Here is a 13,751-nt window from a genome sequence, read left to right on the forward strand (position 1 = left end):
TCAAAAGGTGTATTTAGCAAATTCATAGTATTGAAAAACTAAATTCAACGGAATAAAAGACACTATAAAAAGTACTGTTAACGAATCTGAGAGTAACGTTTTTATAAACGTTCTGCTTTTTTGTTTTTAGCAATTTCTGGAGTACTGCCCGAAATTTGCAGAAAAAAACAATTTATGGACTTTCCAATGTTTCATTTAGACTGGCTTAACAACAGAATGCTTATTGCCATAATTGCCATTATTCACGTCATGATTAATCACGGTTTAGCGGTAGGTTTTATGCCCCTTATAACCTGGCTGGAGCAAAAAGGGGTAAAAAATAGTGGCAGGGATCAGATTACCAATTTAGACTGGGATAACAGAATTTATAATATGATGAAAGTAGCTTTCATCATTACCACAACATTGGGCGCAATGACCGGAGTGGGAATTTGGTTTTCTGTGGCACTTGTAAGTCCAACATCTATCGGAAGTTTAATTCGCGTTTTTTACTGGGCATGGTTTATAGAATGGCTGGTATTTGTTACAGAAGTGATTTTGATCATGATTTATTTTTTGACATGGAAAAGCAGCAACACATCGCTCAGGGCAAAATTATTGCACATTCGTTTTGGATGGTTTTTAAGTTTGTTCTCCTGGATAACGATGGCGATTATTGTTTCTATTTTGAGTTTTATGATGGATCCCGGAAACTGGAACACACATAAGAGCCTGCTTAACGGTTTTACCAACCCTATTTATCTTCCACAATTATTGTTTAGGACTCCAACGGCCATGCTTGTGGCGGGTAGTTTTGGAATGCTGCTGGTAACGCTTTTCTTTAAAAAAGGGACAGAATTGAGATTAAAAGCCGTTAAGTATGTTTCAAAATGGATTGTTTTCTGGGCACCAATTTCACTTCTTGGAGCAGTTATTTACTATAATTCTATTCCCGAAGCCATGATTGCCAATATGAGTACAGCCGTTGGGACCATGGATTTTAATAAGTATTACGATTTAATGAAGTATTTTATCCTGTTCGGAATTTCATCTTCATTGATTATGGCCATCATAGGTTTATATAAATCCAAATGGCTGAAGAGTTATATTGTCTTTTTCCCGGTGTTGATGGCTTTCGCCTATTTAGGATTTTTTGAAAGGGTCAGAGAATTTGTCCGAAAACCTTATGTAATTGGAGGTTATATGTATTCTAATTTATTATTAGAAGAAGATTATCCTGTGTACCAACAATTTGGACTACTGAAAAATGCCACTTATACAACCGTTACCGAAATAACACCGGAGAATAAAATTGAAGCCGGCAGAAATGTTTTTGCTATTGCCTGCAGTCGCTGCCATACTACACAAGGCGTCAACAGTGTTGTAGATGTTTTTGAGCGCATGTACGGCATTGGAAAACCTCTTGATATCAATTCTATGGCGTCCTACATACCCAATATGCACAACGGGCGAACGTATATGCCGCCATTTCCGGGCACGCAGGAAGAGAGTGAAGCCCTTGCTGCTTATATCCGCAACATTCAGGATACGGGCGATGTGCTTGAAGGAGCACAGTCTGAAGGGGTAAAGGTGAGTGAGCTGCAAAACACAAAAGCAGTTTTAGAAAATAAAAAATAATAAAGTTTAAAAATGATACATTTATATATTGCGTTACAAAATAACGTTCCGGTTCCAAAAGATATTCCATTGCCGTTGCCCATGCCTGAATGGTTTTTTGTAGTGGTGCTTGTACTGTCATTTCTGCTTCACATTCTTTTTGTTAACCTGATGCTTGGAGGTTCAATTCTGGCTTTGATTGCACAGATAAAAGGACTTAAAAACAAAGAATATGACATACTCGCACACGAAATAGCCAAAACAATAACCGTTAACAAAAGTATTGCTGTTGTGCTGGGAATTGCTCCGCTTTTGAGCATTAATGTTTTGTATACGATTTATTTTTACTCGGCAAATGCGCTTACGGGTTTAATGTGGATAGCTGTAATACCGCTGGTAACGGTGGCATTCCTGCTTACTTATCTACACAAATATACTTGGAAAACACTTGAGAATCATAAAGCGGTTCATATTTCAATTTTGGCATTGGCAACCGTTATTTTTCTGTTTATTCCGTTTATATTTTTGACTAATATAAATTTAATGCTCTTTCCTGAAAAATGGACGGTAGTAAAAGGTTTTGTCGATGCCTTGTTTCTTCCTAATGTTTTTCCGAGGTATTTGCATTTTATCCTGGCTTCACTGGCCGTTACAGGATTGTTTATATTTTGGTATAACAGCCGAAAAAATTATCCGTTTGAAGAAATATATCAAAAGTTTACCCGATATGATATTCAAAAGAAAGGTTATTCTCTGGCGCTGACAGCTTCTATTTGTCAGTTTATGATTGGTCCTTTGGTTTTGTTGACGCTTCCGTCTAAAGGTATGGGATGGAACCTTATTCTGATCATTTTCTCCGGAGTTGCTTTTGCTGTTCCCGCCATGTGGATGATCTGGAAGAGACTAACAGGGGAGAAGGAAAACATCGAAAAAGACTTTTATAAAATAGCAATGCTGCTTGGAGTTACCGTTTTGTGCATGGGTTCAGGAAGACAGATTTATAGAGCAAATTCTCTTGAAAAACATCGTGAGCTGGTACAAATTAAAACAGCAGAATTTCAAATTCTGAAAAAAGAAGCTATTGCAAAAATGAAAGCAGCAGAAGCCGGAGCAGTCTCTGAAGATATGACAGAGGCAGAGAAAGGGCAGAAGGTATTTGGCCAATATTGTGCATCCTGCCATAAAATAGACGAAAAATTAGTGGGACCGCCAGTTTTAGAAATGGCAAAAATTTATAAAGGCAATATTGGAGATTTACAGAAATGGATAAAAAATCCGGGTAAAAAACGTCCTGATTATCCACAAATGCCCGGTTTCGAATCGCAGTTAGATCAAAAGCAGTTGGATCAGCTGGCAGAGTATATTCTTAATATTAAATAATAAAGAAACAGTATCGAATTTTCTAACTTAAAATAAAATAATATGATTCAGGTTTTTTCCATTATGATTTTAATTTTTGTTCTTCTTGCAATTGTTTTTCTGATAAGAATAAAATCGGTTACACTTCAGCTTATAAAGTCAAAAGAAGTAAACAATCAAGAAAACCCATTAGAAAAAGATTATCAATTTATTAAAGGACTCTATTAGCTAAGGTTGTCCACCAAAGAAGACCCATTTAAATTTTGATAGTTCGAAACCCTGTTGCTGCTGACACACACACAGGGTTTCTTTTTTTGATATAGTTTAAAAAAAACAGGTACTTATCAAAATGGCATGCAATCGGTATGTTTTGGTATCTTCTATACATGTTCTGCGTTTTAATTTTGTCAGATATAAAAATTAAATAAAATGAGCAAAGCACTATTATTAATCGATATCCAGAAAGAGTATTTCAAAAATGGCGCATTAGAACTTGTAAATCCTGTTGCTGCAAGTGAAAATGCACAAAAATTACTGGAGCATTTCAGAAAAGAAAATGACACAGTTGTTCACGTACAACACATATCTCCGGAAGGTATTCCTTTTTTTGTTTCAGGAACAGAAGGCGTAGAAATCCATGAAAATGTAAAGCCTTTAGCAGGCGAGAAAGTAATCACAAAACAATTTCCTAATAGTTTTAGAGGTACAGATTTGCTCGAATATCTGCAATCAAAAAATATAACTCATCTAGTTATTGCCGGTATGATGACTCATATGTGCATTGACGCGGGAACAAGAGCTGCATTTGATTTTGGTTTTGAATGCACCGTAATTGGAGATGCCTGCGCTACAAGAGATCTTCAAATTAACGATCAAAATGTTAAGGCTGCAGATGTGCATAATGCTTTTTTAGCAGCATTAGAATTCTCTTACAGTAAGATTTTGACAACAGCTGATTATCTACATTCCTAAAAAGAAAATATAAAATCACATTATTAAATGAGCTGTAGCAAATTACAGCTCATTTTTTTATTTAGAATTTGAATAATGAAATTAACATTCTCGAGGGGTTTAAATCATCTAATTGAGTTGTAGATTTGCAGTAACAACAGATAAAATGAAAACAGTAAAATTTCATAAAACCGAATGTGGGGTAGAAGTTCTCCTGAATGTTTTGCACGGAGATACGCTCAGTGAAAAATATTTGGAAAGGGATATTTACAACACGGATTTTTTTGAAATTCTGCTTTTAAAAAAGCCAAAGGATCCTTAGTTTTAAACCAGCAGAAAATCACTATTGCGGACAACACCATTATTTTTATTTCACCTTTTCAAAAAAGGCAATGGACGTTGGAGAAAGAAGGATTGGATTTTACGGTTTTAGTGTTTCAGGAAAATTTTCTTAATGATTTTTTCTCAGACAAATTTTTTACCTATCGGATGCTTTATTTTTATCAATTAAATTATCCGTTGTATATTACTGTTGATGATGGGCAACTCCAAAAAGCACTGGATCAGCTTATGGAAATCAAATCTGAACTGGTAGACAGCAAAACAGACAGCATTCATATTATACGCTCGCTTACGTATTATCTGCTTTTGAAATTCAATCGAATATATGCTGAAACAAACCATCTATCAATTGAAAGGGCTGAAAACAGCTATGCTTATCAGTTCAAACAGTTATTGGAGTTGCATATAAGGCAGAAACAGAGAATCGATCATTATGCCGATTTATTAAACGTAAGCAGAATTACAATTAATACCTGCGTAAAAAAACAGTTTAATGTTACGGCGACAGAACTCTTAAAACAGCGGTTGCTTTTTGAAATTAAAAACGACCTCATACATTCGGGAAAGACAATTGCTGAGATTGCTTATGATCTCGATTTCTCGGAACCCGGACATATGATGCGATTTTTCAAAACCCAGACCGGAATAACAACCGGTCAGTTTTTGTTAGATTATCAAAATGGCATCTTTTCATAAGACAAACCTTAATTGAAGTAAAAAAATAGAGGCATTGACTTGTCCCGAATAGTGAATTATTATGTTGAAAAAATACAAATCAAATAAAATATATTATCAAAGTACCATTGCGTTGGCAGGACCTGTTGTTATTTCACAATTGGGGCATACTTTGGTACAAACCGTAGATACCATTATTATAGGCCATTATGCAGGAACCATATCGCTGGCAGCAGTTTCGTTGGTGCATTCTGTTTTTATGGTGATTCTGGTCATTGGATTGGGAATTGCCTACGGATTAACGCCTTTAATTGCACAGGAAAATGGAAAATCAAATTTTAAGGAATGTGCCAAACTTCTTTCCAATAGTTTATGGCTTAATATAATAGCTGCAATACTGCTTTTTGTAGTAGTCTATTTTGGCTCTATGTTTGCCATGCAGCATGCCAATCAGGATCCGAATGTTGTAGAAACAGCAAAACCTTATTTGCTTATTTTAAGTTTGTCGATTTTTCCTTTAATGATTTTTCAGACATTTAAGCAATTTGCCGAAGGACTTGGTTTTACAAAACAAGCCATGAACATTACAATTTGGGGAAATTTGATTAACGTTGTTATCGCAGTTATTCTGGTAAAAGGAATGTTTGGCATTGAACCAATGGGAGTTAAAGGAGTAGGAGTTGCAACTTTAGTCGATAGGGTTTTAATGATGGTGGTAATGGCTTGGTACGTATTCAAATCACATAATTTTAAAGATTATATGCTGCATTTTTCTGCAAAGTATATCAATCTTTCCAAAATCCTTGCGGTAGTAAAAATTGGATTGCCGGTTGCCATGCAATATGTATTTGAAATAGGAGCGTTTGCAGCAGCAGCTTTAATTGCAGGTCAATTGGGGGCAACAGAACAGGCTGCTCATCAAACTGCTATAACACTTGCAGCAATGACTTACATGATGGCGGGAGGAATTGCCTCTGCAGCAACCATTAAAATTGGAAATAGTTTCGGAAATCAGAATTATATGAGGCTTCAGAAATTTGCTCATGCATCATATCATTTGGTGATTATATTCATGCTTTTCTTCGCCGTTATTTTTACGCTTTTCAATCAATATTTGCCTTTTTTAATAACAAGTGATGTGAATGTGGTAGCAATAGCTGCGCAATTATTGTTAATTGCCGGAATATTTCAGCTGTTTGATGGTACTCAGGTTGTAGGACTAGGAACTTTGAGAGGAATGGGCGATGTCAATATTCCAACTTTTATCACTTTTGTTGCTTATTGGATAATTGGTTTGCCGTCGTGCTACATTCTGGGCATTTATTTCAATATTGGGATTCAGGGAATTTGGTACGGATTATCTTTAGGTTTGTTAACATCCTCTGTTTTGCTTTATTTGAGATTTAAATATGTGATAAATAAAGCCTTGAGAAAATAATCTAATCTAAATGCATTGGAAATATCATAAAGCGCAATGCAATTCTTTTTTTGTGTGTTTTAATGCTACAGAATTTTTATCAAAGTTCTTAGTGACCGGGATATAGATATTGAAACGAACCCCTTTATTTAAATTTCCATCAGCAAATATAATTCCGTTATGATTCTCTACAATTTTTTTGACGATTGCCAAACCAATTCCTGTTCCTAAATATTCCTCGCTATGATGAAGTCTTTGAAATATAACAAAAATATTCTCGTTGTATTGGGCATCAAAACCAATTCCATTGTCCTGAAAATTCAGGTTCCAGTAATCACATATCTGCGGGCTATGGGGCAGATTAAGAAGCCTGAAATCTTCATTTTTCAGAATACTGGATTGTATGGTAACTTGGGGTGGAATCTCAGGTATTGAGAATTTTAGCGAGTTGCTGATTAAATTATAGATAAGCTGGCGAAATTGGAAAGCTATTATATTTACCGGCATTAATCCGTTTATTTTAAAAACAGCTTTTTTTGCTGAATTATATCTGTAAGTTCTGATTTTACATCTTCAATAATATCCTCTAAATCGCTCATCTCATAATGATGATCTGTAGTACTGACTCTTGAAAAGTCCATCAAATCTTCAATGAGCTGTCTCATTCTGGTTGCCGCGACATGTATGCGTTTTAAATTATTTTTTCCTTGCTCTGTAATGTTATTCATTTCTTTTTCCATCATTATTGAAATGAAAATCTGAATTTTCCGAAGTGGTTCCTGAAGGTCATGACTTGAAATAAAATTGAAAGCAAGCAGTTCTTTATTTGCATTGAGCAGTTCAATAGCCCTTTTTTCTTTTTCAGCATTTTGAAATTCCAATTCCTGATTAGCTAATAGTAGTGCAGCAGTCTGAATTTTTAGTTTCTGGAGAAGATCTTCTTTTTCAATTAATTCCTCGGCTTCTTTAAGCGCACGGCTTATCTTTTGCAGTAAGGATGAAAAATTATTTTTAGAAACATAATCTGTTACACCTTCTTTTATAAGCATTACAGCATTTTCTTCTCCAATTGTACCTGAAATTATTATAAAAGGAATATTGAGGTTTTTGTCTTTTATAATTTTAAAAGCAGAAACACCATCAAATGACGGAAGAGAATAGTCTGATAATATAATATCAGGTAAAAAGTTTTCGAGGGAATCTTCAAATGATTTTCTTGATTCAACGATTTTTGAGACAAACGATAATCCTGATTTTGTTAGATGACGTACAAGTAAATCCGCATCAGCAGTATTATCCTCTAATATCAATATTTTAATATCTTCTTTTATGTGATATGGAATCATAATTTTAGATTAAATAATCGTTTGCTTTAAATTTATATAGCAGGCTGGCTAAGAATCATCCAGTACATTCCCATTTCTTTTATGGCATTAAAAAAATTATTGCTGTCAACAGGTTTTACTATATAACTGTTGGCACCAAGGCTGTAGCATTTTGCTATATCAGGATCTTCCTGTGAAGAGGTCAGTATAACCACCGGAATTGATTTAAGATCAGAATCACTTTTAACTTTTTCTAATACCTGAATCCCTGACATTTTTGGCATTTTTAAATCTAAGAGAAAAAGTTTTGGATATGCTTTTGGATTTCTTTCGGCATAAATTCCCCTGCAGTATATAAAATCGAGCGCTTCAGCTCCATCTTTTACATGTAAGAGTTTGTTTGTAAAACCGCTTTTATTTAATGCGCGTATTGTTAATAAAGCATCTTCCATGCTGTCTTCGGCAAATAAAATTTCAATATCGTCGTAATTCATTTTTATATTTTTTAATTTTTAATATCAGGCAGGCTAAAGTAAAATGTTGCGCCTGCCTCTAGTTTTGATTCGGCCCATACAGTTCCGTGGTGGCGGTTTACTATTTTTTGCACAATTGCCAGGCCAATGCCCGTTCCGGAAAATTCTTCCTGAGAATGAAGGCGTTGAAAAACACCAAACAATTTATCGTAATATTCCATATCAAAGCCAGCGCCCCAATCCTGTATGCTATAGATAATTTTATTGTTTTTTGATGTTGAAGTTATTTTAATACGGGTTTCAGGTTTATGTTTTGAATATTTTATTGCATTTGAAATTAAGTTTACCCATACCTGTTTAATAAGTGAGGGATCACCATTTGAAGGAGCAAGTTCATCAAGTTCAAATATTGGATTGTTTTCGTCTTTTTCTATCGCTATGTCGCTAATGACTCCGTTTACTAATGCTGTCATATTTATATTGGTAGAAGATACCTGTTTACGGCCTAATTTACTAAATGCCAGTAAGTCATCAATTAGTACTCCCATTTTATTGGAGTTTTTAATTATGGCATTGAACATGTTTTTCCCATCTTCATCAATTAAATCAATATGGTCTTCTATTAAAATTTGGGTATAACCATTAATAGCACGTATAGGAGCCCGAAGATCATGAGAAACAGAATAAGAGAAGGATTCCAGCTCTTCCTGGGCTTTTTTAAGCTCATCGTATGCGAGGGTAAGTTCTTTGCTTCGTTTTTCCTGATAAGCAAGTTCTCTGTTTTTTACAATCAATTCGGCTGCACGTTGTTGCTTTTCGACCTTTCTTTTTTCCTTCAGAATATTTTCTGCAGCCAGTTTTTTATTTGCAATTATCAATTCAGCGGCACGTTTTTCTTTTTCTTTGCTCTGTATGGCAAGTTCTTTATTGGCTATAATTAATTCCTTTGCTCTTTGTTCTTTTTGTTCGTTTTGAAATTTTAATTCTTTATTTGCAATTACAAGCTCAGCTGCACGTTTTTCTTTTTCCTCATTCTGAAAAGCAAGTTCTTTATTAGCGACGGCCAATTCAGAGGCGCGTTTTTCCTTTTCCTGTGCCTGTACCGCAAGCTGTAAAAATTGGGTTTTCGAAAGAGTAATATCTGTAGCTAATTTTAAGATTTTATAAGGCTTGCCCATAATATCCAGGATGGGATTGTAACTTCCTAAAAGCCATATTAATTTTCCGTTTTTGGCTACCCTGATAAACTCATCTTTTTGATAAATCCCTTTTTTTAGATTGCTCCAAAACAATTGATAGGCATTGGATTGTGAATATGCAGGATCAACTAAAAGACGATGATGTTTTCCTAACAAATCGGCCTCATTGTAATCCATAATTTCCAGAAAATTTTTATTTACACTAAGGATATTTCCATCTAGATCAAACTCTATTGATGCATTTGAAGTATCAATAGCATTAACATGATTGTTTAACTGCTGTTCTTTTGCTTTTAGCAGCTCCTTAAGGTTTTGGTTTTCTAGTGTTAGATTTTTGTTATTTTCAAAGGAAGTGTTTTGATCGTTTTCTTTTTCATGAAAAGATATTTGATCTGAGAAAAGGACTGTTTCCTTAGTGTCATTTTTTTCTTGGATATTCATATAAAGCGAAGTTATATTTAGAAAAATAATGGCAATAATTTGCTGGAAAAGCACCTATATTTTAGTAATTATTAGAACGGATACCTAAAATTAATTTTTAGATTATTAGGATTATAAACGAATATAGCGAAATTAAGTGATTAAACACTTACTTATTTCTATTATTTTATAGGATAAAGTAAATACTGTAAAATAAAATGTTATAAACGATGCACCTTAACAGCTATTTTAATTAAATAGTTATTCTTTTTATTCCAGGATGAATGTATAGTTAAATTAAGTACCTTTCTCACAAATAAATATAAATGAATTTATGAATAAAGGCGGACCAATAATTATTATAGAAGATGACCAGGATGACCAGGAAATTCTGGGGTTGGTATTTAAGGAACTTAATTATAAGAACGAAATCATTTTTTTTGGTGATGGAGAATTGGCACTTGATTATTTAACCGCAACGGCGGTTGAGCCCTTTATTATTTTCTCAGACATTAATATGCCAAAATTAAATGGAATAGAGTTACGTTCAAAAGTTCACGAAAACGAAGATTTGAGAATGAAATCGATTCCTTATTTATTTTTTAGTACAGGTGCCGAACAGCAGCATGTTGTTGAAGCTTATTCAAAATCTGTACAGGGTTTTTTTATAAAGCCTTCCGATTTTATAGAAATGAAAAACCTGATAAAAAGCATTATAGAATATTGGCAGAAATGTGTTTCGCCAAATTATATAAAATAAATAATGTTTAATGTTTTTATTATTAAGATACTAAGAAGAAAAAACAACTACGTTAAAATGGATTTTTTGGATCGGAAACGTGTAATTTTCAACATTACATTTTAGTTGAAGTTATTTTGAAGCAACAAAAAAATCCCTGTTTCCGCTAAACAGTAGTTACGCATGCATTTTTTATTTACTGATTTGCATACACGAAATAAAAGTTTAATTTTACCTTATTATATATCGCCTTCCCGCTTGTCAACGAAAATAATCCTTCCTAATTATTTTGACAGGTTGTTGGTCTAAGAAGGTGTTTTTTTGAAAACTCATTTTTCATCTGTATAAACTCATTATTCATGTATTCATTTATAAAATATATTTTGATGCTTTTTTTAGCATCAATAAGTTTAGTTTCCTGTAAGCAAAAGCAAGGTGATAAAATCAAAGTTGGATTTTCTCAGGCCATGACTACCGATGATTGGCGCAAGCAAATGAACAGCTCTATAAAAATTGAAGCGTCTCTGCAACCTGAAGTAGAATTAAAAATTAGCGATGCCAATAATAATATCGAGAAACAAATTGACGATATCGAAAGATTCATCTCTAATAAAGTAGATGTAATTATTGTATCTCCAATTCAATCAAAACCCTTAACCGCCGTAGTCGAAAAATCTATAAAAGCCGGCATCCCGGTTCTTGTTGTAGACAGAAAAATTGATGGAGAAAAATATACGGCTTATCTTGGAGCTGATAATATTGAAATTGGGAGAATTGCGGGCCGTTATATAGTTTCGCACAGTAAAGGTTCCGGTAAAATTATCGAAATTACAGGAGCAATTGGTTCTTCACCAGCATACGAGCGCAGTTTAGGATTTGGACAAATAATAAAGGAGAACAAGCGCATAAAAATCGAAAATACAATTCATGGGGATTGGGAGGGAGAATCGGTAAAAGAACCTTTAAAAGCAATTCTGTTAAGCAATCCCAATATTGAATACATTTTTTCTCATAACGATCGCATGGCTTTAAGCGCCTGGGAAACGGCTAAAACTGTAGGACTCGAAAAGAAAATTAAATTTATTGGTGTAGATGGACTGAATACCGTTAATGGCGGTATAGAATTGGTGAAAAGCGGCGTTTTAGATGGTACTATTTTATATCCGACAGGAGGAAATGAGGCATTAAAATTGGCTTTAAAAATGTACAATAAAGAACCAATTGCAAAAAATAACATTCTTAATACCATTGTAATCGACAAGAACAATGCTGAAATTATCGAAAATCAAATGGATAAAGTCGATCAGCAGCAAGCCGTTATCGATTCGCAGCAAGGAGCAATAAAAGTTCAGGAAAAAGAATATGCTTCGCAGAATAATCTGGTTCGATTGCTAAGTTTCTTTTTGGTAATTATTTTGAGTTTGACGATTTACAGTATTTATTCGACTATTTCAATTTCAAGAAAGAAAAAACAACTTGAGAGAATTAATCAAACGGTAATTGATCAGAATAACGAAATTCAGGAAATGGCTCAAATTGCCCAAAAAAGCAATGAGGCAAAATTGAATTTCTTTACCGGACTTTCGCATGAATTTAAAACGCCCATAACTTTGATTATGAGTTATGTAGAATCGTTAATCGAAAATGAAAAAATCAAAGGAACCACGCTTGTCGATGAGGTAAAACTAATTCATAAAAACTCAAACAGATTACTTCGATTAATAAATCAATTGCTGGATTTTAGAAAAATTGAAGAACAAAAATTTACGTTAAGAGCTTCAAACACTAAAATTTATGATTTTACAAATGAAGTAATGACCAACTTTAAAGGTGAAGCTGCCCGCAGAAATATTGATTTTCAGCTTACCTGTAAAAATAAAAACCTTGAATTGTTCATTGATAGAGGATTGATGGATAAAGTGTATTTCAATTTGCTTTCTAATGCCTTTAAATTTACTCCGGATAACGGAAAAATCACTATTTTGATTGTAGAAAATCAGGACAATACCGTTAAAATTAGTTTTAAAGATTCCGGAATTGGAATCCCTGAAAATGAATTATCGAATGTTTTTAATCCTTTTTTCAGGGCTTCAAATAATAATAAAAACAGTTCAGGAATTGGGCTTCATCTTTCCAAAGAATTTGTGCTTTTGCATCACGGAACAATCGAATTAAAATCAAAACAGGGAAGCGAATTTGTAATTACTTTATTAAAAGGAATTAGTCATTTACAGCCTGCTGAAATGATTAATAAAGAGGAGAATCTGGATATAACGCCAAATTTAATATCAGATAATTTAGATATCGAAACGGAGTTAAACGTAGTAAATGTAGTTTCTGAATCAGAAAAACATACGCTTTTGGTGATAGAAGATAATATTGATCTGGTCACATTTTTAAAAGCTAAATTATCGAATGAATATGTAGTTCATACTTCTGACGGAAGCGATGCTATCGAAAAAGCAATGGAAATTGTTCCGGACATCATCATTTGTGACATTAATCTGGTAGACAAAGACGGTTATGAAATTAGCAAAGAATTGAAAAAGGATTTGCGTTCGTCACATATTCCAATTATTATTTTAACCGCGCAAAGTGATAAGGAATCTACTTTGAAAGGGTTGCAAAGCGGAGTAGATCAGTATCTTACAAAACCTTTTAGTCTTTCTATTTTAAAACAATCCATTTCGGGTTTGCTTTTCAACAGAGAAAAACTTCGTTATTATTACACCAATAATATTTATCGCATTGAGCCTGAGTCTAAATTTGGCAATCAGGAACAGTCATTTATTACTAAAATGAATGATATTATCAAGATGAATGTTGAAAATCCCAAATTCTCGGTTGAAGATTTAGCTGATAAACTTGGTGTGTCACGCGTTCAGCTGTATCGAAAGGTTAAAGCGATTATCGGAATTAATATCAGCGATCATATAAATAATGTAAAATTGGAGAAAGCGGCAGAGCTTTTAAAGTCCAATAACATGAATATTTCTGAGATTGCATACTCACTTGGATTCTCTTCTCCAAACTATTTTTCTACAGCTTTTAAGAATAAATTTGGAATTTCACCAAAGGAATACAAATCTTCCAATTAATATTGGTTCAAAATTGATACAAAACACGTATCAATTTTGAACTTAATGTAACAAAATCGAAACTACATGGTTTTCGTAAATAAATTTTAAATTGTGTAAAGCCTTGTAAATAAGGCTTTTTTTGTTTAAATATCAATCTATCAGTATTTATAGAATT

Annotated in this window: 11 protein-coding genes; 7 read left to right on the top strand and 4 right to left on the bottom strand. The window is 33.6% G+C overall.

Going from position 1 to position 13,751, the window contains the following annotated elements; genetic code table 11:
• Nucleotides 1-174: 174 nt before the first annotated feature.
• The 5 genes from ACZZZT_RS11970 to ACZZZT_RS11990 all read left to right on the top strand — a co-directional run bounded on the left by ACZZZT_RS11970 (nucleotide 175) and on the right by ACZZZT_RS11990 (nucleotide 6,361).
• A complete protein-coding gene (locus ACZZZT_RS11970; RefSeq protein ID WP_463460517.1) occupies nucleotides 175-1,617 on the top strand; it encodes a c-type cytochrome in 1,443 nt (480 codons plus the stop codon).
• A gap of 12 nt (nucleotides 1,618-1,629) precedes the next feature.
• A complete protein-coding gene (locus tag ACZZZT_RS11975; RefSeq protein ID WP_463460518.1) occupies nucleotides 1,630-2,976 on the top strand; it encodes a c-type cytochrome in 1,347 nt (448 codons plus the stop codon).
• Nucleotides 2,977-3,384: 408 nt separating this feature from the next.
• A complete protein-coding gene (locus tag ACZZZT_RS11980; RefSeq protein ID WP_073397919.1) occupies nucleotides 3,385-3,927 on the top strand; it encodes a cysteine hydrolase family protein in 543 nt (180 codons plus the stop codon).
• 378 nt (nucleotides 3,928-4,305) lie between these two features.
• Entirely contained in the window at nucleotides 4,306-4,944 is a 639-nt protein-coding gene (locus ACZZZT_RS11985; RefSeq protein ID WP_463460519.1) for a helix-turn-helix domain-containing protein, read from the top strand.
• 61 nt (nucleotides 4,945-5,005) lie between these two features.
• Nucleotides 5,006-6,361, top strand: a complete 1,356-nt coding sequence (locus ACZZZT_RS11990) for an MATE family efflux transporter (protein ID WP_463460520.1) — start codon at nucleotides 5,006-5,008, stop codon at nucleotides 6,359-6,361.
• Nucleotides 6,362-6,385: 24 nt separating this feature from the next.
• On the opposite strand, the gene ACZZZT_RS11995 is transcribed toward ACZZZT_RS11990, so the two are convergent.
• From ACZZZT_RS11995 to ACZZZT_RS12010, 4 genes are read right to left on the bottom strand one after another with little or no spacing between them, the layout of a single operon-like run.
• Nucleotides 6,386-6,847 (bottom strand): sensor histidine kinase, encoded by a 462-nt coding sequence (locus tag ACZZZT_RS11995; protein ID WP_463460521.1) that lies wholly within the window; start codon nucleotides 6,845-6,847, stop codon nucleotides 6,386-6,388.
• Nucleotides 6,848-6,855: 8 nt separating this feature from the next.
• Nucleotides 6,856-7,686: a sensor histidine kinase gene (locus ACZZZT_RS12000; RefSeq protein WP_463460522.1), complete on the bottom strand. Its 831-nt coding sequence runs from the start codon at nucleotides 7,684-7,686 to the stop codon at nucleotides 6,856-6,858.
• A 32-nt stretch (nucleotides 7,687-7,718) separates the two neighbouring features.
• On the bottom strand, nucleotides 7,719-8,159 hold the full coding sequence (locus ACZZZT_RS12005) for a response regulator (RefSeq protein WP_463460523.1): 441 nt from the start codon (nucleotides 8,157-8,159) through the stop codon (nucleotides 7,719-7,721).
• Nucleotides 8,160-8,170: 11 nt separating this feature from the next.
• Entirely contained in the window at nucleotides 8,171-9,778 is a 1,608-nt protein-coding gene (locus ACZZZT_RS12010) for a PAS domain-containing sensor histidine kinase (RefSeq protein WP_463460524.1), read from the bottom strand.
• A gap of 313 nt (nucleotides 9,779-10,091) precedes the next feature.
• Between ACZZZT_RS12010 and ACZZZT_RS12015 the strand changes: the two genes are divergently transcribed.
• Together ACZZZT_RS12015 and ACZZZT_RS12020 are read left to right on the top strand one after the other, a co-directional pair.
• Entirely contained in the window at nucleotides 10,092-10,517 is a 426-nt protein-coding gene (locus ACZZZT_RS12015) for a response regulator (RefSeq protein ID WP_463460525.1), read from the top strand.
• A gap of 338 nt (nucleotides 10,518-10,855) precedes the next feature.
• Nucleotides 10,856-13,594 carry a substrate-binding domain-containing protein gene (locus tag ACZZZT_RS12020; protein WP_463460526.1) on the top strand — a complete coding sequence of 913 codons (2,739 nt, stop codon included), beginning with the start codon at nucleotides 10,856-10,858 and terminating at the stop codon, nucleotides 13,592-13,594.
• The last annotated feature ends 157 nt before the right edge of the window (nucleotides 13,595-13,751 follow it).

The sequence above is a fragment of the Flavobacterium sp. AC274 genome, from assembly GCF_979258275.1.

Coding starts and splice junctions, on each gene's coding strand:
- ACZZZT_RS11970 (WP_463460517.1), top strand. CDS start 175: ATGGACTTTCCAATGTTTCATTTAGACTGGCTTAACAACAGAATGCTT.
- ACZZZT_RS11980 (WP_073397919.1), top strand. CDS start 3,385: ATGAGCAAAGCACTATTATTAATCGATATCCAGAAAGAGTATTTCAAA.
- ACZZZT_RS12000 (WP_463460522.1), bottom strand. CDS start 7,686: ATGATTCCATATCACATAAAAGAAGATATTAAAATATTGATATTAGAG.
- ACZZZT_RS11975 (WP_463460518.1), top strand. CDS start 1,630: ATGATACATTTATATATTGCGTTACAAAATAACGTTCCGGTTCCAAAA.
- ACZZZT_RS11995 (WP_463460521.1), bottom strand. CDS start 6,847: ATGCCGGTAAATATAATAGCTTTCCAATTTCGCCAGCTTATCTATAAT.
- ACZZZT_RS12005 (WP_463460523.1), bottom strand. CDS start 8,159: ATGAATTACGACGATATTGAAATTTTATTTGCCGAAGACAGCATGGAA.
- ACZZZT_RS12015 (WP_463460525.1), top strand. CDS start 10,092: ATGAATAAAGGCGGACCAATAATTATTATAGAAGATGACCAGGATGAC.
- ACZZZT_RS12010 (WP_463460524.1), bottom strand. CDS start 9,778: ATGAATATCCAAGAAAAAAATGACACTAAGGAAACAGTCCTTTTCTCA.
- ACZZZT_RS12020 (WP_463460526.1), top strand. CDS start 10,856: ATGTATTCATTTATAAAATATATTTTGATGCTTTTTTTAGCATCAATA.
- ACZZZT_RS11990 (WP_463460520.1), top strand. CDS start 5,006: ATGTTGAAAAAATACAAATCAAATAAAATATATTATCAAAGTACCATT.